General features: G+C 35.2%; 20 protein-coding genes and 1 pseudogene. 12 read left to right on the top strand and 9 right to left on the bottom strand.

Translation table 11 applies throughout. From position 1 onward, the window contains the following. Positions 1-49 precede the first annotated feature (49 nt). Complete coding sequence (locus ACYQ0O_RS12140) at positions 50-1,072, bottom strand: sulfite exporter TauE/SafE family protein (RefSeq protein ID WP_459893435.1); 1,023 nt, start codon at positions 1,070-1,072, stop codon at positions 50-52. Positions 1,073-1,545: 473 nt separating this feature from the next. Here ACYQ0O_RS12140 and ACYQ0O_RS12135 point away from each other — a divergent pair, with 473 nt between their 5' ends. Beyond that, positions 1,546-2,178 (top strand): 4Fe-4S binding protein, encoded by a 633-nt coding sequence (locus ACYQ0O_RS12135; RefSeq protein WP_459893433.1) that lies wholly within the window; start codon positions 1,546-1,548, stop codon positions 2,176-2,178. Continuing rightward, positions 2,159-3,454: a 4Fe-4S binding protein gene (locus ACYQ0O_RS12130; RefSeq protein WP_459893431.1), complete on the top strand. Its 1,296-nt coding sequence runs from the start codon at positions 2,159-2,161 to the stop codon at positions 3,452-3,454. Before ACYQ0O_RS12135 ends, ACYQ0O_RS12130 begins: the two co-directional genes overlap by 20 nt. Here ACYQ0O_RS12130 and ACYQ0O_RS12125 read toward each other — a convergent pair. Next, entirely contained in the window at positions 3,451-4,782 is a 1,332-nt protein-coding gene (locus ACYQ0O_RS12125; protein ID WP_459893429.1) for a sigma-54 interaction domain-containing protein, read from the bottom strand. The genes ACYQ0O_RS12130 and ACYQ0O_RS12125 overlap by 4 nt on opposite strands. A 181-nt stretch (positions 4,783-4,963) precedes the next feature. On the opposite strand from ACYQ0O_RS12125, the gene ACYQ0O_RS12120 reads away from it, so the two are divergent. The 4 genes from ACYQ0O_RS12120 to ACYQ0O_RS12105 are packed head-to-tail and all read left to right on the top strand — an operon-like array spanning position 4,964 to position 10,232. Further along, a complete protein-coding gene (locus ACYQ0O_RS12120; protein ID WP_459893427.1) occupies positions 4,964-5,938 on the top strand; it encodes an NADH-quinone oxidoreductase subunit B family protein in 975 nt (324 codons plus the stop codon). 24 nt (positions 5,939-5,962) lie between these two features. Continuing rightward, the gene (locus ACYQ0O_RS12115; RefSeq protein ID WP_459893425.1) at positions 5,963-7,429 is read left to right on the top strand and encodes a Ni/Fe hydrogenase subunit alpha; all 1,467 of its coding nucleotides are present in this window, start codon (positions 5,963-5,965) and stop codon (positions 7,427-7,429) included. Position 7,430: 1 nt separating this feature from the next. After that, positions 7,431-7,886, top strand: a complete 456-nt coding sequence (locus ACYQ0O_RS12110; RefSeq protein ID WP_459893423.1) for a hydrogenase maturation protease — start codon at positions 7,431-7,433, stop codon at positions 7,884-7,886. Positions 7,887-7,913: 27 nt separating this feature from the next. Beyond that, on the top strand, positions 7,914-10,232 hold the full coding sequence (locus ACYQ0O_RS12105; protein WP_459893421.1) for a hydrogenase iron-sulfur subunit: 2,319 nt from the start codon (positions 7,914-7,916) through the stop codon (positions 10,230-10,232). Between the two features lie 74 nt (positions 10,233-10,306). On the opposite strand, the gene hemA is transcribed toward ACYQ0O_RS12105, so the two are convergent. The 7 genes from hemA to ACYQ0O_RS12070 are packed head-to-tail and all read right to left on the bottom strand — an operon-like array spanning position 10,307 to position 16,324. Beyond that, positions 10,307-11,587, bottom strand: coding sequence for a glutamyl-tRNA reductase (gene hemA, locus ACYQ0O_RS12100; RefSeq protein WP_459893419.1), 1,281 nt, complete (start codon positions 11,585-11,587; stop codon positions 10,307-10,309). A gap of 12 nt (positions 11,588-11,599) precedes the next feature. Further along, positions 11,600-12,409 carry a cytochrome C assembly family protein gene (locus ACYQ0O_RS12095; RefSeq protein WP_459893417.1) on the bottom strand — a complete coding sequence of 270 codons (810 nt, stop codon included), beginning with the start codon at positions 12,407-12,409 and terminating at the stop codon, positions 11,600-11,602. Then, positions 12,396-13,067: a precorrin-2 dehydrogenase/sirohydrochlorin ferrochelatase family protein gene (locus ACYQ0O_RS12090; RefSeq protein WP_459893415.1), complete on the bottom strand. Its 672-nt coding sequence runs from the start codon at positions 13,065-13,067 to the stop codon at positions 12,396-12,398. The genes ACYQ0O_RS12095 and ACYQ0O_RS12090 overlap by 14 nt, the downstream gene beginning before the upstream one ends. 1 nt (position 13,068) lies before the next feature. Then, entirely contained in the window at positions 13,069-14,259 is a 1,191-nt protein-coding gene (locus tag ACYQ0O_RS12085) for a class I SAM-dependent rRNA methyltransferase (RefSeq protein WP_459893413.1), read from the bottom strand. Then, entirely contained in the window at positions 14,244-14,480 is a 237-nt protein-coding gene (locus ACYQ0O_RS12080) for a DUF4911 domain-containing protein (protein WP_459893411.1), read from the bottom strand. Before ACYQ0O_RS12080 ends, ACYQ0O_RS12085 begins: the two co-directional genes overlap by 16 nt. Next, positions 14,477-15,541, bottom strand: a complete 1,065-nt coding sequence (locus tag ACYQ0O_RS12075) for a M24 family metallopeptidase (protein ID WP_459893409.1) — start codon at positions 15,539-15,541, stop codon at positions 14,477-14,479. The genes ACYQ0O_RS12080 and ACYQ0O_RS12075 overlap by 4 nt, the downstream gene beginning before the upstream one ends. A gap of 21 nt (positions 15,542-15,562) precedes the next feature. Further along, positions 15,563-16,324, bottom strand: coding sequence for a tRNA (adenine-N1)-methyltransferase (locus ACYQ0O_RS12070; protein WP_459893407.1), 762 nt, complete (start codon positions 16,322-16,324; stop codon positions 15,563-15,565). Between the two features lie 127 nt (positions 16,325-16,451). Here ACYQ0O_RS12070 and ACYQ0O_RS12065 point away from each other — a divergent pair, with 127 nt between their 5' ends. From ACYQ0O_RS12065 to ACYQ0O_RS12040, 6 genes and pseudogenes are all read left to right on the top strand, one after another. Beyond that, positions 16,452-17,903 (top strand): Rne/Rng family ribonuclease, encoded by a 1,452-nt coding sequence (locus ACYQ0O_RS12065; protein WP_459893405.1) that lies wholly within the window; start codon positions 16,452-16,454, stop codon positions 17,901-17,903. A gap of 1 nt (position 17,904) precedes the next feature. After that, entirely contained in the window at positions 17,905-18,456 is a 552-nt protein-coding gene (locus ACYQ0O_RS12060; RefSeq protein WP_459893403.1) for an epoxyqueuosine reductase QueH, read from the top strand. Between the two features lie 5 nt (positions 18,457-18,461). Continuing rightward, positions 18,462-19,577, top strand: a complete 1,116-nt coding sequence (gene hemW, locus ACYQ0O_RS12055; RefSeq protein ID WP_459893401.1) for a radical SAM family heme chaperone HemW — start codon at positions 18,462-18,464, stop codon at positions 19,575-19,577. A gap of 22 nt (positions 19,578-19,599) precedes the next feature. Beyond that, a complete protein-coding gene (gene thrB / locus ACYQ0O_RS12050; RefSeq protein WP_459893399.1) occupies positions 19,600-20,109 on the top strand; it encodes a homoserine kinase in 510 nt (169 codons plus the stop codon). A gap of 31 nt (positions 20,110-20,140) precedes the next feature. After that, complete coding sequence (locus tag ACYQ0O_RS12045) at positions 20,141-20,761, top strand: hypothetical protein (RefSeq protein ID WP_459893397.1); 621 nt, start codon at positions 20,141-20,143, stop codon at positions 20,759-20,761. After that, positions 20,758-21,021: pseudogene (locus ACYQ0O_RS12040) on the top strand (hypothetical protein); the annotation flags it as partial. The gene ACYQ0O_RS12045 and the pseudogene ACYQ0O_RS12040, both read left to right, overlap by 4 nt.

Raw genomic sequence — 21,021 nt, 5'->3', positions numbered from 1 at the left:
GCTTTTTTTATTTATTTTGTAAATTACTATTACTATACTACTTCTCTTCTTAAGCAGGTGGTAAATGGATTCCCCAAAAACCAGCAAGGATATATCTAATACCTACATAAAAGGCTAACACTCCAAACAATCCATACATGAATCCCATTGGAAGATATTTTTGTGTCCTAGGACCAATATAAGATCCAATGAGGATTCCAAACCAACCAACTATCACAGCAACTGGAAAGATTTGACCTTTCATAAACCAACCAGCTACTGCAGAAATCTGGTTTAATATAACTGCCAAAGCAGATATTCCAGGGGCGATAAACATTGGAAGCCCAATTGCTGTTAAGAATGGTACCAGCAAAAATCCACCACCAACACCAATCAATGTGGCTATAAAGCCCACCAACAATCCAAAACCAAAAGGAACATAGTGTTTTACCTCAAAGTGTTCATTGAAAAAGTCAAACTCTGCTGCCTTACTTGTTAGCTTTAAGTTTTCAACTCCCTCTAATTCATCCAGCCTACCTTGAGACTTTAGTTCTTCCACACGTTTTTTAAATCTCTGAGCTGCTGCTTTGCCTGCTGATTTTTGCTGTTTTGCATGTGGTGTTAATTGATAAAACATATAAAGAGATACTAAAAGGGTACATATGCCAAAAAGTCCTTTATAGAGCTTGACTCCAAGCGCGCCACCAGTAGTCCATATGGCAACCTGTGCACCAAAAATTGCACCAACACCTAGAGCAATGCCTGCAGGCCATACCAACCTCTTTTGTGTATACCAGTTAATAGTACTGGATGTTGAATTGATTAATGTAACTAAGTTATTGGAAAACCTAACATTGTCCACTACAAACTTTCCAGCATCTGTATAAGATCCAATCTTGACATGGGTGCCTTTTAGAGAACTTGCCCATTTACCAATGCCCAAAATTGATAAATGGCCAACTCCTGCCATAATACCACCAAATGCTCCAACTGTTGAAAAAATCCAACCTACCCAAATGCACCACAAGAAATAAACAAGGGCGCTTATGTGGTACGTTTGACCTGCAACCTCTAACCATTTAATCTCCAACATAAACTCCTCCTGGTATAAATTTGTTGAACATTTTACAATTAAGAACCTAAAACCATTTTGGGAAGGAAGATTATTATACCAATGACTAATTTATGTCAACTAACTAAATTTTAAATGTTGATAATAAATTCCCTAAAATTAAACGGCTAACTCCGTTAACATCTTGGAACTCTTAGATAGATCGAGATTAAAAATTATTTTCTAAGAAAATAAAATCAATTATTATTAATAGTATTTTTCTTAGCTACACACTCTCATGCTACAGCAAGAGCCACGCAAAAGGAGTAGCTATTACATGTCTATAAAGATTATGTAATCTACCAATAATTTATAAGTGAGTCCATTTTAGATTTTTTACATTGATGGAAATTCCATCCAATAACTACATTTTTTTATGAAAAATTTTTATTGACCACTGGCACCTACACCAATTACAACCACCGAAAAATTATTCAACAATATGGAGATTGGATTTGATAAAATTGCTTAACGGAATAGAAATAGAATACTGTAGGGGTACATCTTCTAGGTGTAAAAATGCTATTTTGTCCCCATCTGATCTTGTTGATAATATTATTGCCATTTCCACAGAATCACTTTGGAACAAAAAGTTTTTAAACTTAAAAAAAACACCCAAAAAACACCAACTCCTTAAAATTGGAATCTCTGCATGTCCAAATGCATGTGCCAAATCCCAGATAAAGGACCTTGGAGTTATTGTGAGATCTTATATTGATTATGATGAATCCCTTTGTACAAATTGTGGGGAGTGCAGAAATGCTTGCAAAGAAGGGGCTATCTCAGTTGATAGTATGGCTACTAATATAAATAAAGATAAGTGCTTGGGATGTTTAGATTGTGTTAGAGCTTGTGAATATGGCGCCCTATATAGCTCTAAAATATATTTTGAAGTACTCATTGGTGGAAGGCTTGGAAGACACCCAAAATTTGCAACACCAATCCTTAAAACAGATCCCAATAGATTCTTGGACTTTTATAAATATTTTCTGGGTATTTTTGACCAATATCCAGATATTTATTGTGCAAAAGAGATCTTACAAAATTTATCAATAGGTAAGATAAAAGATGAATTCCTTAAAATCTAAAATAATAATTTCTATGGCCCTAATTCTTCCTGTTTTTCATTTTTTGAGAATGGGAAGCTATGGATATGCTGGTATCTACTTATTGACGGCAATTATGATATTTTTTAAACATCCAATAAGATTTATCCTATCTACCCTGTTATTACTCGTTTCCTTTTTTGTATGGCTACATACAACTAATCAGTTGGTTATATTTAGAAGTTTATTTCATTTACCATACCTTCGCCTTATCATCATTATGGGTACAGTTATTTTATTTAACCTATTGGTTTTTTTGTATATTCTTTCCAAAGATAAAACAGTGTCATATGAACTAAAGAAAAACAAACTCCCATTGTTTATCTTTTTGTCTATCTTTTCAATACTTATGGTCCTTAGAACAAAACTAACCATTAAGCCACTGATATTAGATAGATTTGGTTTAAATTTGGGTAATTTTGAGGCCTTTTTCCTGGCACTATATGGAGCCTATTTAGGTGATCAATTTAAAAATCCCAAAAAACACTTAGTCTTAAGAAGGAAGGTATGGCTTTTATTTTCATTGGTATTTTTTTCTCAATTATTTTTAGGTCTTTTTGTAAGCAAACAATTTCTAATGACAGGCAAGCTGCACTTCCCAATCCCTGCCCTTATTATTGGAGGACCAATATACAGGGGATATGGATTTTTTATGATAGGACTATTTCTATCAACTGTAATTCTAGTTGGTCCAGCATGGTGTAGCCACCTGTGTTATGTTGGAGGCCTTGATTCTTTCACATCATCCATAAAGAAAAAATCCAGGATTAAATTAATCAGGCACCTTGCCTTTATAAATCTTTTTTTGACAATCTCCCTGGCTATTATATTCAAATTAATTAAACCTCAACTAAATATCCTGATCTTATTTATATCTATTTTTGGAATAATTAGCCTTGTATTTATCTTTATTTTGTCCCCATTTTGGGGGAAAATGAGTCATTGTATATCATGGTGTCCCCTGGGAATTGTATCATGCACATTGGGTAAACTAAATCCCCTTAGAATTGTAATAAATAAAAATAAATGTACATCCTGCGGGGTGTGTGAAATTAAATGTCCCTACCAGGCAATCTATGTAAAGGAAAAGGCCAAAACAAATGTCTTTTGTACCCTATGTGGGGATTGTATTGCTATTTGTCCCCATGATGCAATATCCATGTCAATTTTAAAGAAAAAAAATATTAATGCACGTTATATTTATCTATTTCTAATAATAGTTCTACATACACTATTTCTTGGACTTGCAAGGATTTAATTCTTCAAATTATTGTGTTTGGATAATAATCTGTATAGCGTTGCCCTAGATATACCAAGTAATTTTGCTGCTTTAACTTTATTTCCACCAGCCTTTTCAATTGCCTCTTTAACTGTTTCAATATCTAAATTCCGTCTTGGTTTTTGTTTTTTAGATATCACAATATTGTGGTTCACCTGATCTTCTAATAGATACTTTGGAAGGTGAATTGGCTCTATAATCCCTTTACTTGATTCAAAGGATTCCACAAGTGAATATTGTATGACATTTTGAAGTTCTCTCACATTTCCTGGCCAGGTGTGTTTTTTTAGAATGTCCATGGTAGATTGAGAAACCTCAGGAATAGTTATATTAAACTCTGTTGAAAACTCCTTCACAAAATGATCTACAAGTAAGGGAATGTCTTCACTTCTCTCTCTAAGTGGAGCTACCCTTAGAGGGATTACTGAAAGTCTATAAAAGAGATCCTCCCTAAAATTACCTTTGGAAATCTCTTCCATAAGGTCCTTGTTTGTTGCAGATACAATTCTTATATCAACCCTGATCTTTTTGTCATCTCCAAGTCTCTCAATTGTAAGTGTCTGTATTGCCCTAAGGAGCTTCACTTGCATTGCCTGGCTTATGTCCCCAATTTCATCTAAAAACAGGGTACCCCTATGGGCAAGTTCAAAACGTCCCTTTTTGGACTTTGTTGCACCTGTAAATGCCCCTTTTACATAACCAAATAATTCACTCTCAATGAGGGAATCTGGTAAAGCCCCACAATTTACAGCCACAAAGGGACCATTCTTTCTTGGACTTAACTTGTGTATTGTATTTGCAATAAGTTCCTTCCCTGTTCCAGATTCTCCTAAAATCAAAACAGGTACAGATATTTTGGCTACATTTTTTATCTGTACATATAGCTTTTGCATCTTTTCTGAGCCACCAATTATTCCATGAAAATTGGTTATTTTCTCAACTTCTTTTTCTGTTACTATATCAGAGGTAATGTCATCAAAAACACCACATACACCTATTATTTCCTTTTTATCAAATATAGGCACCACCCGTGCCTCTAAGTATTTAGTATCTCCCTTTTTATCCACAAATTTTATGTTATACTCTAGCTTGGATAGGCTTGGGAGGACTGTCTTTTTCTTAAAACTACATTTGCTTCCACAAAATCCCCCTGGGAATACCGAGTGACAATCCCTTCCAACTACTTCCTCACTTGAATATCCTGTAATTCTTTCGGCATGTCTATTAAAATAAAAAATTTTTCGATTCATATCATGTGCTATTATTGCTATTGGTATACTATCCAGTAAATTTTTTAGGTGTTCCATAAAAACCCCTGCAATATTTGAAAAACAGACGGTATTAAAAAATCTGAAATTTTAAATAGAGCATTTAATTTCCATACAAAATGAAAAAACTTATTTGACTTGCATCTATTAACAAGTAGGTGTAAAAATGTAATAGAAATTATACAAAAAAGCAACTTGTCAAAAACTAGGAGGATTTATCATGTCCAGTAAATTAAAATTTGGCTTTTTACTAACTGGAGGATGTGCAGGGTGTGAAACAGCCATGGTGGATTTAGCTGACAGGCTGGTGGATGCACTGGACGTGCTAGAGGTAGTTTTTTGGGCCCCCACTGTGGCTGATGTAAAATACAAGGACCTTGAAAACATGGAAGATGGATCCATTGACCTATCATTTGTGGATGGAATGGTTAGATTGGATGAACACGAACACATGATAAAAATATTAAGGAAAAAATCAAAGACACTGGTTGCCTTTGGCATGTGTGCTGCGCTGGGTGGCATACCATCCATGGCCAATATGCATACAAAAGAGGAAATCTTCAAAGAGGTGTATATTAATACCCCTTCAACTGATAATCCTGACCAAATCTTTCCCCAGCCAACATACCTTGAAAAAGGAGAATTTGATTTAACTCTCCCCAGATTTTTAAACAAGGTAAAGGCAGTAAGCCATGTGTGTGAAGTTGACTACTTTGTTGGAGGTTGTCCACCCCACCATGAATTCATTGGCAAAATTGTAGAAAAAATACTAAAAAATGAACTACCAGAAAAAGGTTCATGGATAACCTCAGGCAAATCAGTGTGTGACTTCTGTCCCAAAAATCCAGGTACCATATCCATGTACAGGCAAAAAATAGAGCAGGTAAAGAGGACTACAGATTTGCCAGATCCAGAGAGGTGTCTTCTGGAACAGGGATATTTGTGTTTGGGTCCTATGACCCAGGGAGATTGCAACGCCCTTTGTACAAAAGTAAACATGCCCTGCAGGGGATGTGGCGGACCAATTCCAGGGATTAAAGACTATGGGGCAAAGGCTATTTCCGCAATAGGATCAATGTTAAAAACTCCAGATATGGCAGGGGATCTAAAAAAGACTTACAATGACTTAAGAAAACTCTTTTATAGATACAGCTATGCGGGAAGCATTATAGATAAGGCCAGTCAAAACAAATAAATAGCCAATTTGGAGGTAATTATAGTGAAAAAGATAGAAATAAACCCAATTACAAGGCTAGAAGGTCATGGAAAAATTGCCATATTTTTAGATGATGCAGGAGATGTAAAAGATGCCTTTTTTCAGGTGGTGGAACTAAGGGGATATGAAAAATTCTTACAGGGTATGCCTGTTGAAGAATTGCCAAGGACAGTGTCCACTATCTGCGGTGTGTGTAGAGGGGTTCACTTTACTGCATCAATGAAGGCAGTTGATGAAGTATATGGGGTCAAACCAACTGAGGTTGCCAGAAAAATAAGGGAGATATACTTCTGTTCTCATTACATAGAAGACCATGCCCTGGTCCTCTATGCTCTGGGTCTTCCTGACTATATTATGGGTCCAGAATCTGATCCAAAAATTAGAAATATCGTTGGACTAATAAGTAAACTGGGAAAAGAAACAGTAAAAGACGTTCTCGTAAAAAGGTCTTTGGCAGTTAAGATATTTGAGATGCTTGGTGGAAAACCAAATCATCCAGTGGCTGCCCTTCCAGGTGGCTGGTCTAAACACATATCTGAACCAGAAAGGGATAAAATAGACAAATGGGCAGATGAATTAATTGAATTTGGGAAAATGACTGTAAAGATATTTAAAGACATTGTCCTAAGAAATCCTGATTATTTAAAATTAATCACAAGCGATGTATATCACGTAAAAGTGGGTTACATGGGCACAGTAGATGGGAATAATCATGTGACCTATTATGATGGAACTCAAAAGGTCATCTCACCAAATGGAGAGTTAGTTGGTGATTTTTATGGAGCTGAGTATCTTGATTTTATTTCAGAAAGGGTACTTCCCTGGAGTTATCTAAAATTTCCGTATAATAAAAAACTGGGAGGCTGGCAGGGTATAAGCGAAGGAGATGACACCAATCTATACTGCGTTGGTCCGCTTGCAAGGTTTAATGTTGCCAGTGGTATGGACACTGCCCTTGCAAATGAAGAATTTTTAAACTTTAAGGATTTTTTTAAGAAACATCCCATCCACTACATCCAGGCATACCACTGGGCCAGGGCAATTGAGCTCTTGAATGCAGCAGAAAAGATAAAAAAATTAATAAATGAACCAGATATAACATCAAGGGATATCATCAACCAGAGCACAGGTATAAAAGGTGTTGGATATGGGATTGTTGAAGCACCAAGGGGAACCTTAATCCACCACTATGAAACCGATGAAAACGCAATAGTCACAAAAATAAATTTAATTGTTGCAACTACCCATAACAATGGACCAATAAATCTGGCCATTAAAAAGGCAGCAAAACATTTTATAAAAAATGGAAAAGTAGATGAAGGGCTTCTAAATTATGTTGAAATGGCATTTAGACCCTATGATCTATGTCTTGCATGTGCCACCCACCAGGTCAAAGCTGGGACAACTCCTATTGAAATAACAATTTATGACAAAAATAGAGAACCAATTAAAAGGTTAAAAAACTTTTAACATGAAAGATACATACACAACTCTGGTACTTGGTATTGGAAATCCCAATATGGGTGATGATGGTATTGGGATTAAAGTCACAGATGAAATCAAAAGACAGGGTCTGGAAATTGCCACAGACTGTCTTTATTATATCTCATTTGAGATCTTGGACAAAATAATTGGATATAATAGGGTCATCATAGTAGATGCAGCTGATTTTGGCATGAAATATAGTGATATAAGTTTGGTAACTTATAGAAATATATCACAAAACTTATACCTAGCCAACTCACACGGACTTAGTTTATATCACGTACTCAAGTTGGGATACGAAGTATTTAACGATCAAATGCCAGATCAACTCTATCTACTCTTGGTTCAAACTGGTAAAATTGAAAGATTTAAAAGAGAAATAGATAAAAAATTACAAAGCAAAGTACCAGATATAGTTAAAAGGATAAGAGAACTGATTTAACACTTTTTGCGTTAAGGAGGACATAATATGCAGGATAATATAGGGTTAGTTCTATGTACATGTGGCACAACTTTAGAAGAAAAAATTGATTATGAATATATAATTCAAGGGGCAAAAAATCTTCCCAATATAACTAAAATAAAAAAAGTAGATTTTTTGTGCGAAAATATAGATTCCATTATTGATGAGTTAAAGGGAAATGTTGGGAGGATATTATTTGCCTGCTGTTCTGAAAGGTCTTCTCTTAAACTAAATGAAGACATGATTGAAAAGCACCTTACAAAGGCTGGCTTTGATGTGGGGATGTATGAAGTTGCCAACATAAGGGAACAGTGTGCATGGATCCATGAGGATAAAGATTTAACAACTAGAAAGGCCATGGATCAAATTACCATGTCCTATGAAAAATTAAAGTTGAATTCTCCTTCTTTTGAGATTCGGGATTTAGCCCAGGAGGTGCTGGTAATTGGTGGAGGAGTTGCAGGGATAAGTGCTGCCCAGGCCCTATCAAAACTTGGGACAAAATCAACAATAGTTGAAGAAAAACCTTATATTGGAGGCCATGCATCCCAGGTATCTTTTCTCTGGCAAAGTGAAGGTTCCCCTTTATTTTGCTACAATGGTTGTGTAATCCCTGTTTTGAGTAGAGACTTGCTTCTTGAGGATAATGTTGAGATTTTCACCTCTTCTAAAATCTCCTGGATTGAGAAAAAAAATGGCAACTTTTACACAGAGATCCTAAAATATCCCCAATATGTTGATCCAGTAAAGTGTATATCTTGTGGCAAATGTGCAGATGTATGTCCAGTTGAGATACCCAATCCATTTGATTTTGGTCAGACACAAAAAAAGGCAATAGATAAAGAATATGATTTAGGGGTTCCTGACAAATATTTTTTGGATGATTCTTCATGTACAAAATGTGGTGAATGTGTAGAAGCCTGTCCAACAAATGCCATTGACCTGAATGCTAAACCTGAAATTCTGAAAAAGGAGTTCGGAGCAGTTATATTTGCAACTGGTTTTGAGACCAAGGATATGAAAGAATTTTCCCATCTTGAGTATCACAGACCAAATGTAGTTACCCTTATGGAATTTGAGAGGATGATTGGAAATAGGTTCTATGGAAAACCGCCCATGAGTGTGACCTTTGTTATGTGCCAAAGGGATAAGGTTGGTTATTGTTCAAAACTGTGCTGCGATATAGTGGCCAAGCATACATTTCGGATGTCAAAATTTTTCACTGGAACAGAAACCATAGTACTCTATACTGACTTTAGGACCTCAGGCAGGATGGGTGCAATTTTAAAAAATAAATCTGAAGAAGCTGGAGTTGAATTTATAAAGGCAAAGGTGGAAAAAATAGATGGAGATGATGATTGGCTTACCATATATACTGACCAGGGAGAATTTGAAACACAACTTGTTGTGCTGGCCGAACCCTTAATCCCTTCTCCTCTTAAGACTGCCAAAATGTTGGGATTACAACTTGACCAATTTGGCTATCCAATTGAGTTCCAACCAAAGGTTGTAAGACCAATAAATAGCTATGTTGAAAGGGTATTTTTAGCAGGAGCAGCAAAAGGTTTTAAAGACGTCCAGGAAAGCATTGAATCTGCACATCTGGCAGCAGTGAGGGCATATGAATCATTAAAAGGAAAACATGCAAAATATGTATCATATACTAATCTGGAAAAATGCTCTAAATGTGGTCTGTGTATTCCAATATGTCCCCATGGAGCCATATCTGCAAGGGAAAAGGATTCCCAGAGGACCATATTCCTAGATCCATCAAACACAAATGAGCAGGAATTGGAACATGTTGAAATCAAGATTGATTCTAAATTCTGTAAAGGCTGTGGGCTCTGCTACTCCACCTGTCCTTCAAAGGCCATTGTACTTTTAAACCTTGAAGAGGCCCAAATCCTGAACATGGCCAAAAGGGCCTTTGAGAACCATCCAGAAGGAGAACCCCGACTACTCGCCTTTCTCTGTTATTGGTGTTCCTATGGGTCTGCTGACTTAATGGGGGTTAAGGGGCTTAAAGTTACAGAGAATTTCAGGACAATCAGGATCAGATGCTCTGGTTCCCTTAGTCCAGAGGTTATAAGTGAAATATTGTTCTCAAACATGGCAGATGGAATATTAGTTGCTGGATGTCCCCCGGACAATTGTCATCATTTGTGGGGGAATTACACAACTGACAAACGAATAAAGATCATGCAGGATACACTATCTGAGTTTGGAATAGACAAAGATAGACTCAGATGGGGATATATTGGGGCTCCCCAATTTGATCTAATGGCAAAGGTGCTGAATTTTATGAACCAAGGCCTAAAAAAATAGATACTACCTAAACCAGGCCGAGTCTAAACCCAGCTCGGCTTGGTTTAATGACAAATTTCGTTATCTTTGGGGGATTACTTTTTGTCCAATTCAAAGATATCTCTGATTAATGAAATATATTCTCTAACATCTACCCTATCCCTGGTGGATTTATTTTTTAAAAATGAAATGGGATAATGGGAAAACTTCTTGATCAATGAGGAAGCCAAAATATTTAGTATCTTTTCAGCCTCAGGGTCATCAGTTAATTTCATAAGTTTCTTTAAACTCTTTTTTACTTCTATTTGAGCCAAGGATTCAAATTTATCAATAAGGTCTTTGATTGTAGGAGTTAGAGATAAAGATCTTAGCCATGTTTCAAATTTCCCCACCTCTTCCCTGATAATGGATCTTGCAATCTCAGCCTCCCTGGCCCTTTTCTCTAAATTTTCAGAAACCACGTCCTTTAAATCATCAATATCATATAAATAGACATTGTCCAAATTATTCACATCTGGATCAATGTCCCTTGGAACTGCTATATCAATAAAAAACATGGGACTATATTTTCTCTTCTTAATTATAACTTTCATATCCCTTTGATGTATAATGGGTGCAGTGGAGCCAGTAGAACTTATTACAATGTCTATTTGAGGAAGTAGATCAAAGAGACTGGAAAATGGATAGGCCTTTCCATTAAATCTCCTGGCAAGGTCCTTTGCCCTGGAAAATGTCCTATTAACCACAACAATATCCTTAATACCACTATTTATGAGGTGTTGAGCAGCCAACTCAGCCATCTCTCCAGCACCTATTAACATGGCCTTTTTGTTGCTAAGGTCTGAAAAAATCCTCTTGGCAAGCTCAACTGCTGCATAGCTAATGGATACAGCACTATGGGCTATTTTGGTCTCTGTCCTGATTCTTTTGGCAACAGAAAAAGACCTGTGCATGAGTCTATTTAATATAGAACGAGTTGTCTTGTTATCAGCTGCCAGTTTGTACGCATCTTTTAATTGTCCCAGTATCTGGGGCTCCCCAACCACCATGGAATCAAGACTAGACGCAACTTCAAATAGGTGAAAAATGGCATCCATATCTTTGTATGAATACACATAGGGCTCAAGGTTATCTTTTGTTTCACCACATAAAATAGACCATATATCAATCATACTGGAAACAGGGTCAAAATTTCCCTGGGACACGAATATTATCTCTACCCTGTTGCAAGTTGAAAGACATAGGACTTCATCTATTAAATTTTCTGTATAGTCCAAAAATTTCCTGGGAGATATATCTGTTAAAGCGAATTTCTCCCTTACCTCAACAGGTGCTGTTTTGTGATTTATCCCAACAAGATATATATGTTTTTCCATGTTGCGTCCCATTTACTTAAAGCTGTGATGAGTTGGGAAAAGTGAATTGATCACCAAAAAGGAGATAAGACTTAAGCTGAAAATCCATATTATTAAAATAGCGGGCTTTTTACCCTTCCACCCAATTGCCATCCTTTGATGGAACAAATATGCATACAAAAGCCATACAATTATACTCCAGATCTCTTTTATGTCACCAGAAAACACCTTATGCCAGGTAAAAGACGCCCATACAAATCCCGAGAGAATTCCCACTGTAAATAAGGGAAATCCTATCCCAACAACAAAGTGATTTATTCTATCCAGTTTCTCCAGGGAAACCCCTTCTATTTTAAAAGAATCAGTTGATGACTTTTTCTTTATTTGATTGTGCAGGTATATATAAAAGATCCCAACAGCAAAACCAACTGATACCAATGCAATTGACAGAAACAGACAAAAAATATGGGTACTAAACCAAAGTAAACTCATGGTCTTTGGAACAGGCAACACTTTTGTATTTATAAAATTAGACCATATAAAAAATACAAGGGCCAGGGGAGCTATAATTAAGGACAAAAATTTAATCCGCATCCTCCATATCAAAAATAAAAAAACAAGTATAATGGACCATCCAAATAGACTAAAATAAAATTGTCCCTTTGATAAATAAGAATCATTAAATATATTTAAAGATAAAATTATGGTATGTCCTGCATAGGCAATTACTATAAATAAGTTTGATATCCAATCTAAATCTGATTTCTTTTTATAAAAACCAATAACACATAGTATAAAGGCTATAATATAAATAATAGTTACTAAAATATTACCATAAATCATTTAATAACTCCGTTATTTTTTCTTCACTGATTTCTTTTAAAACTGATCTTAACCTTATTTTAATATAATCTACATCTCTTTTTTTAATGGCTGATATAAATCTTTCTTCAATAAAACTATTGAAAATCTTTTTATTCTCATCACTTGAGCTGTTTCTGAATGTAATAAATGGCCTAATTCTCCCTAGAAGTTCAGTTAATATAACCAGATCATCATCCACTGCATCTTCAACAATTTTCCTTATATATCTAGCCATTGCAGGGCTTTTACCACCAGTTGAAATGGCAATCTTTATACTCTTTTTTTCAACAATAGATGGAACAATAAAAGAACACAGATCAGGCATATCCACCACATTACATAAGATATTCTTATCATTACACAGTTTACTTATTCTTTTATTTAAATCAAAATTATTGGTTGCAACTATCACCAAAAATTTGCATTCCAAGTCTTTTTCTCTAAATTCCCTTTTTTTTAAACACACAAATGAAGGCAGGAAATTTTCAACATCTTTGGATAGATATGGATCAACAACTGTTATTTTTTTTGGACCAGCCTTGCACAGTGTATGTATTTTTCTTATTCCAACAGATCCAGCTCCAACAACCAGACACTCTTTATCTTTAAGATCTAAAAAAACTGGATAATAATCCATTTTAATATACCCTTATAACGAGTCCTTTAAGATATTTTCCCACCTTAAGATAAGGAGGATATGGATGGTCCAAACCAGCTGAGAGCTCTTTTACCACCTTCACATCTCTTCCACTGCTAATTGCAGAATCAATTATAATTTTTTCAAAATTATCCCTATCAACTAATCCTGAACAGGAAAAAGTAATCAAATATCCCCCTGGTTTTACAATTTTCAAAGCCCTTTTATTCAATTTTTTATACCCTTTTATACCATCTTTTAGCTGGGATGTTTGTTTAACAAACTTAGGTGGATCTAAGATAACCATATCAAAGGATTCACCTAATTCCATATAACTACGCAGTGAAGAAAATACATTTTCCCTTATAATTTCAAATTCATCTTTTGATATATTATTTATAGATAGATTATCTTTTAGTATCTTAAGGGCTTCTTCTGATCTATCAATATTTATAACTTTTTTGGCACCACCAATTAAAGCATGTAATCCAAATCCTCCTGTATATGAAAAACAGTTTAGTACCTTTTTGTTATGTGAAATATTACCCACAAAGTATCGATTCTCTCTTTGATCTAAGTAAAAACCTGTTTTATGCCCTTTTTTAATGTCAACAAGAAAACTGACATCTTTTTCCTGAATCTTTATCTTATCAGGAATTTCACCAAACAGTACGTTATTTACAATATTTAAACCCTCTTTTACTCTAACACCCACATCAGATCGCTCAACTATGCCACATAGTTTTATATTCTCAGTTAGATACTGTAAAATCAGATCCTTTATTTTTTCTGATCCAGCAGATAGGAATTGACACACAATATAGCCATTATAATAGTCTACTATAAGTCCAGGTAGACCATCTCCCTCAGAATTTACCAGTCTATATGCATTTGATCCCAAAAAAGGACTTACATCTTTCCTATATCTGTAAGCACTGTCCATTTTTTTAAAAAAGAACTCTTCATCTATTTTCTCTTCAGTATCATAAGATAACATCCTGACCCTTATCTGGGATTTTGGCGAATACCAGCCATAGCCAAGGGGCTCTTTTTTATAAGACATAACCAAAACCACATCCCCAGGATATGGATTCCCAGACACCCTTGATATTGCCCCAGAGTAAATCCAGGGATGTCTCATCTTAACAGGTATTTCACGTGTTTTTTTTAAAACGACTATTTTTCCTTCCATTTTTTTGGATAAATTATTTCTAGACCAATCTCTTTTTCAAGGGAACTTAAAAAAAGTTCCAATTCTTCTACCTGATCTTTTAGGTACGAAATTTTTATCACTGCCTCAAATCTGTCGATAACACTCATATAACAGAGATTTTCATAACTCTCTAAAATAAATTTAAAATATCCAATTTGATCCCTTGGAATCTTAACATACACCCTATCTGAATAGATCATAAAACCTCAGCACCTTCTTGAGTGACAACCACCATGTGCTCCCACCTGACCCCTCCCCACTCTGGGAAATAGAGCCCTGGTTCTATTGTCACAACCATGTTTGGTTGAAATCTTTTGTTGTTTTTTGGACCAATAGCTGGGGCTTCGTGGGTGTCCAGACCAATTCCGTGCCCAAGGGCATGGGTAAATTTATCACCAATACCGTGTTCATCAAAAAAATCCTTTACCAGGAAGTACAAATCCTTGATCACCATACCTGGCCTTATATTTTCAATTGCAAGTTTTTGTGCCCTTTTTACCATATCTAACGTCCTGGAAAAATATTCAGGGGGATTATCTCCAATCCAGAATGTCCTGGTCTGGTCTGAGCAATAATCCTTATACCTGCCTCCTATATCTATGAGAAGACAGCTATTTTTCTGGATCCCTTTCTTCCCAGGTATATAATGTGGTAGGGCTGCATTTTTCCCTGAAGCCACAATGGACTTAAATGCCAATTCTTTTGCACCAAATTCCCTAAAAAGCTTTTCTATCTCCCACTCAAGTTCTTCCTCGGTAATTTCAGTAAGTTTAAGGGAAGGAATTTTGCTAAACACCTTGTGATTTATTTCCACTGATTCTTTTATTAGATTTAACTCATGTTCATCCTTTACTTCCCTGAAACTTTCCACAAGTCCTTTATATGGGATTAAATTCACTGACTTTGACAGGGAATTATAAAATTCATATGAGAGTATATTGGGTTCAAATCCTATATTTTTTAATTTATTTTTAAGTAAGAATTCCTTTATCTCCTCCATTTTATTGCTTGTATAAATAAAAACATAGTCCTTATCCCACAATTTTATAGCAGCCTCATAATATCTTGGATCTGTAAGGAGGTAATCTTCACCATCTGGGATTAACAATATACAACCAGCACTTTCATTGCACTGGGGATCATGTAATTCAAAACCACTTAAATAAAATCTATTGGCAGGATGCATAACTAAATATGCATCAAAATTTAGCTCTTTTACTTTTGCCCTTATCCTTTCTCTTCTCTTTAAAAATCTCTCCATATGCCAACTTCCATTATGTATTTATTTTTTTACCCTTGCAAATACTAAAAAACCAGTATGCGCCACCATTCGATCATCTGGCCTGAAACGCTCAAAAACAGGCTTATATCGCCTAAGCATGATCTCCACAACATCTATGTCAGTATAAGGTGCACCATCCAGTGTTTGTAACAAAGTAGTCACCTGGTTGGTTGTAGGAAGCAAAAATCCAACCACACTACCATTTTTTACAGCTTCAGAAAGCCCACTGACATAAAGCCAGGGCTCCCTTACATCCAAAAAACCACAATCCATATTCTCCACTCCAAATCCTTCACTAATGTCCTTTACCACCAGATTAACCCGAGACTCAAGGCCAACTTTAATTAAGTTCTTTTTACAAAGAGCTACAAACTCCTCCCTTCTATCAAAGGCATGCACCAGCCCGCTTTCTCCAACCATAAATGCCAAGGACATGGTAAGGGAACCAGAGCCGCATCCAGCCTCTACCACCCTGGTACCTGGCCCTACCCCAAGACGAACTAAGATGTATCCAATGTCTTTTGGATAGATAATTTGGGTCTTTCTCTCTATGTGTTTTATTAAATCATAAAGGGTTGGTTTAAAGATGTGATATGTCTTGCCAAGGTGGGTATTTATGGTGTCCCCAAAATTTTTTTCCAAAATCTTTGATAGTTCTATTTTTCCGTCATGGGTGTGGAGTTCTTTTTCAGGCTCTAGCGTCCTAAGATATTTCTTGCCTTGGGGACTAACCAGTTGTATTAATTCTCCAGGGGATATCATATAGTTGGTTCTCCTGCTGTGTTATTTTGTTTTGCTCAGGAAAAAGATTAATATATCCATTATCCACTCAGGTCAACAAATAAGCATGCTGTTAACATTCCAATGGAAATAAGGAGAAAAATTTAATATGGCACTCAAAAAAAGACAAATGCTGATTTCAATCCTGCCCTCTGAACTCATAGAGGTGGCTTTAATAAAAGATCACACACTTGATGAATATTATGTGGAAATGCTAAGTAGCCATAAAATCAAAAGAAATATATATAAAGGGGTAATACACAATATTGATACATCTCTTCAGGCGGCATTTGTAAATTATGGGGACAAGAGAAATGGATTTTTACAAATAGATGAAGTGCATCCAGATTACTATGTATCAGATATAAAATCACTGAGAGGTCAGAAATTCCCACCAATCCAAAGGGTGTTAAAACCTGGTCAGGAGATCCTGGTACAGATTGTTAAGGAGCCAACAGAAAATAAAGGGGCATTTTTAACAACTTATCTCACACTTCCAGGAAGATATCTTGTGCTAACCCCGGGCAAAGAACAGGTGGCCATATCTAGAAAAATAGAAGACGATGAAGAGAGAAACAGACTAAGGTTGGTTATAAATGAATTCAGGCTAGACCCTGGCCTTGGGGTAATAGTCAGGACTGTGAGTGAGGGTCAAAATAAGACAAACTTGTTTAGAGACCTTCAGTTCCTTCAGAGACTGTGGAAGGATATCAAAAAAAAGGCCATGGAGGAAAAGGCTCCATGTCTTATTTATGAAGAAAAAGACCTGGCATTTAGAGCTATCCGGGACTATCTCACTTCAGATGTAAAACATGTATGGGTGGATAATGTGGAAGTGGCCCACAAATTGGAAGAATATATAAACCTTGTATTTCCCAGAAGAAAAAATATGGTCAAATGTTATTCATCCATTGAACCTGACCTATTTGACAAATTCCACATAAAAGAGCAAATCAAAAAAATTTTTCAAAGGAGGGTAGCACTCCCCTCTGGTGGTGAGATAGTAATAGACAGAACAGAGGCCCTAACTGCCATTGACATAAACTCTGCCAAGATTTCTGGTGAATCTAATTTCAAGGATATGGCTTATAAGACAAATTTAGAGGCCGCTAAGGAAATCGCATACCAACTAAAATTAAGGGACATAGGAGGGCAAATAGTTATAGATTTTATTGAAATGAAAGACAAAAAATACGCAAGGGATGTGGAAAAACACCTGAAATTACATCTTAAAAATGATAAGGCCAGGTCTTCAGTTGGAAAGATATCAAAATTTGGACTACTTGAAGTGGTGAGGCAAAAAATGGGGTCTTCTGCAATATCCAGTATTTACAGAGAATGCCCAAAATGCAAGGGTATGGGCCATGTGGTGAGTATAGAATGGAGGGCTGCACAGGTATTAAAAGACATCCATAGACGGATATCCAGGGAAGATTCCCCTAATCCCCTTGAATATATACTTGAAAAGGAACTGTGCCTCTACCTATTAAACAACAAAAAACAGACATTAGTTGATATGGAAAAAAAATATCACAAAAAAATATTAATTGAAGAGCTGTAAGATGAAAAAAAAGAGAATTTTACTACATATATGTTGTGGACCATGTGCTATTTATCCAATAGAGGTTTTAAAAAAAGCTGGGCTTGAAGTCATTGGACTATGTTATAATCCAAATATCCATCCCCTACAGGAGTATTTAAAGAGAAAACAAGCACTTGAAACCATTTCCCAAAGATACAATGTGAGAACAATATATAAAGATGATGAATACCATCCAATAAAATATTTTAGAGAAGTAGCTTATAGGGAAAATAACAGGTGTTTTTATTGCTACCATTTAAGACTTGAAAAATCAGTATCCATTGCCAAAAGGGGAAAATTTGATTATTTCACAACAACACTTTTGTATAGCAAATTCCAAAAACATGAAACAATAAAATCTCTATGCAGGGATTTATCTGTTGGTAAGGGAGTGAAATTTTATTATCATGACTTTAGAGAAGGCTGGAAATTTGGAATTGAAGAAAGTAAAAAATTAGGTATCTACAGACAACAATATTGTGGATGTGTTTTTAGTGAATTTGAAAGATACAAAAATGAACTAAAAACATAAAAATCATGTTATTGTACATACACTTTCCATTTTGTAGGTCCAAATGTATTTATTGTAATTTTTATTCAGTAAAATTAAATAATGAATTATTGGAACTTTATCTACAGGGGATACTTAGAGAAATCGAATATTGGGGGAAAAATTTACCTAAAAAGTTATTTAAATCTATTTATATTGGAGGAGGAACTCCCAGTCTCCTCACATTACATCAGCTTGAAAAGATCCTAAATGGCTTATTTAAAAATTTTCAGTTTGATGAGCACATGGAATTTAGTTTTGAGGGAAATCCTGACTCTCTAAAAGACCTAGTCTATCTAAAAGGACTAAAAAATTTTGGTATAAATAGAATAAGTATAGGATTTCAAAGCATAAGGGATACATACCTAAAATTTCTAGGAAGAATTCACACATCAAAAGAGGCAATATATGCAGTAAAACTCTGCAACCTTGCAAAATTTGAAAATATAAATATAGACCTGATATGGGGGCTTCCCAATCAAACAGTGGCCTCATGGTTGGAGGATTTAAAACAAATATGTAAATTGGATGTCCAACACATATCATGCTACGGACTTACAGTAGAGCAAGGGACAAAACTAAATACCATGTTATCTGAGGGATTAGTAGAATTGCCGGGGGAAAATACACTTGCTTCCATGTATGTTGGAGGAGCTGAGTTTTTGGAATCCAAGGGATTTATACAATATGAAATATCAAACTTTGCAAAACTGGGTTTTGTGTGCAGACATAATATGGGTTATTGGGAACAAATGGATTACCTGGGACTTGGTCCATCAGCAGTATCAACTATTGGTAACAAGAGGTGGAAAAATTCAACAAATATAAAAAAATACAGCGAGTTATCTACAAAAAATAAAAGCATCACTTTAAATAAAATTGACAACATTAATGAATTTATAATGTTACGGCTAAGGACTGTGAGGGGGCTAAATCTAAAAGAATACACAAAAAAAACCGGGGAAAACTTTTGGAAAAAACACCACAAATTGATAAATTTACTTCACAAAAACAATCTGGTAAAGATGAGAAATGGGTACCTTAGTTTAACAAAAAGCGGTTTTTTGGTGAGCAATTCAATTATTGAAAGATTTCTTTTGTAGATTTTAACTCTAAACTTTACCTATGGATATAAAAAATATCTCCCTTATAGGAATGCCAGGTTCAGGCAAATCAACAATAGTAAAAAGGCTTGCAACTGCCCTTAATTTTACATGGATAGATACAGATTTGTTGATAGAATCGTGGTTTGGTAGGCCACTTCAAGAGATAAGGGATAGATTAGGGAACAAAAATTTTTTAAAAGCAGAAGAATTTATTGTTTTAAACCTATATGTAAATAGATGCGTAATTGCCACAGGTGGCAGTGTAATATACAGTGAACGCGCCATGAGACACTTAAAAAAGTCAGGGCCAATAGTCTATTTAAGATGTCAATTAGAAGAAATAGAAAAAAGAATTTCAATGAGTCCCCATCGTGGGCTTGTAATAGAAAATGGTCAAAGTATAAAAGATCTGTATATGGAGAGGAGTCCATTATACTCAAAATATAGTGATTTTGTAGTGGATACTGATAGATTCAGTGTTAGTGAATGCGTTAATAAAATTGCAAACCTAATCCAAACCCAGGGCTGAGATGGGCCTGTTTTAGTTAGTTGAATTTGCCATGAAAAAAAAGAAAAAAACAAAAAATAGACTCACCATTGAAAGGCAAAAGGAAAATCTATTTAGGCAGTTAGAGGTTTTATATAATCATATGGAAGAAACATATAATAAAATTGCAAATAAAATAGGGCTAACATGTGAGGGATGTGAAGACAACTGTTGTGTAAGTTATTTTCAACACCACACCCATATAGAATGGGCATATTTATTTAAAGGACTAAGCTCCATATCAGAAGCTAAACAAAAGGAAATTTTAATAAGATCAAAACAATACCTTAAATTGGTCGAAAAAAAATCAAAGGAAAATAAACAAATAAGGATCATGTGTCCTTTAAATGAAGATGGAAAGTGTATTCTCTATAAACATAGGCTTATGATATGCAGGCTTCACGGAGTACCAAATGTAGTTAAAATGCCAAATGGTGTAATGAAAAAATTCCCTGGATGTTTTAAGTGCGTAGAAATAACTAAAGATGCCATGTATTTTCCAGTTATGGATAGGACTCCATTTTATATTAAACTGGCAGAATTGGAAAGAAAATTTAAAAAACTTCTCATAAATCCCATGGAAAAGGTAGACCATACCCTTGCGCATATGATTGTATTAGGAGAGCCAAGATGAAAAAAAACTTCATTTCTATTGCAACACTTTTTTTATTTATCTCGTGCTCTACTCCACTGGTTTTACATCTAAAAAAAAATAAATTAATTATAAACAAAACACAACTTTTGTCCATGAATTACTTAGAATTCCATTATACATCTTATCAACAAGGAAGTAATTTCTATGTAAAAGGTATTGCATATCCAAAGAGGGAAAAACTTCCCTCCTGGGGAGATACAATAGACGAGTTGTGGCTTGGTGTATATATTTGTGATAAG

The organism is Desulfothermus okinawensis JCM 13304 (genome assembly GCF_054654515.1).
Note: the sequence above shows the minus strand (reverse complement) of the source record. Positions and strands in the feature narration are given on the sequence as shown.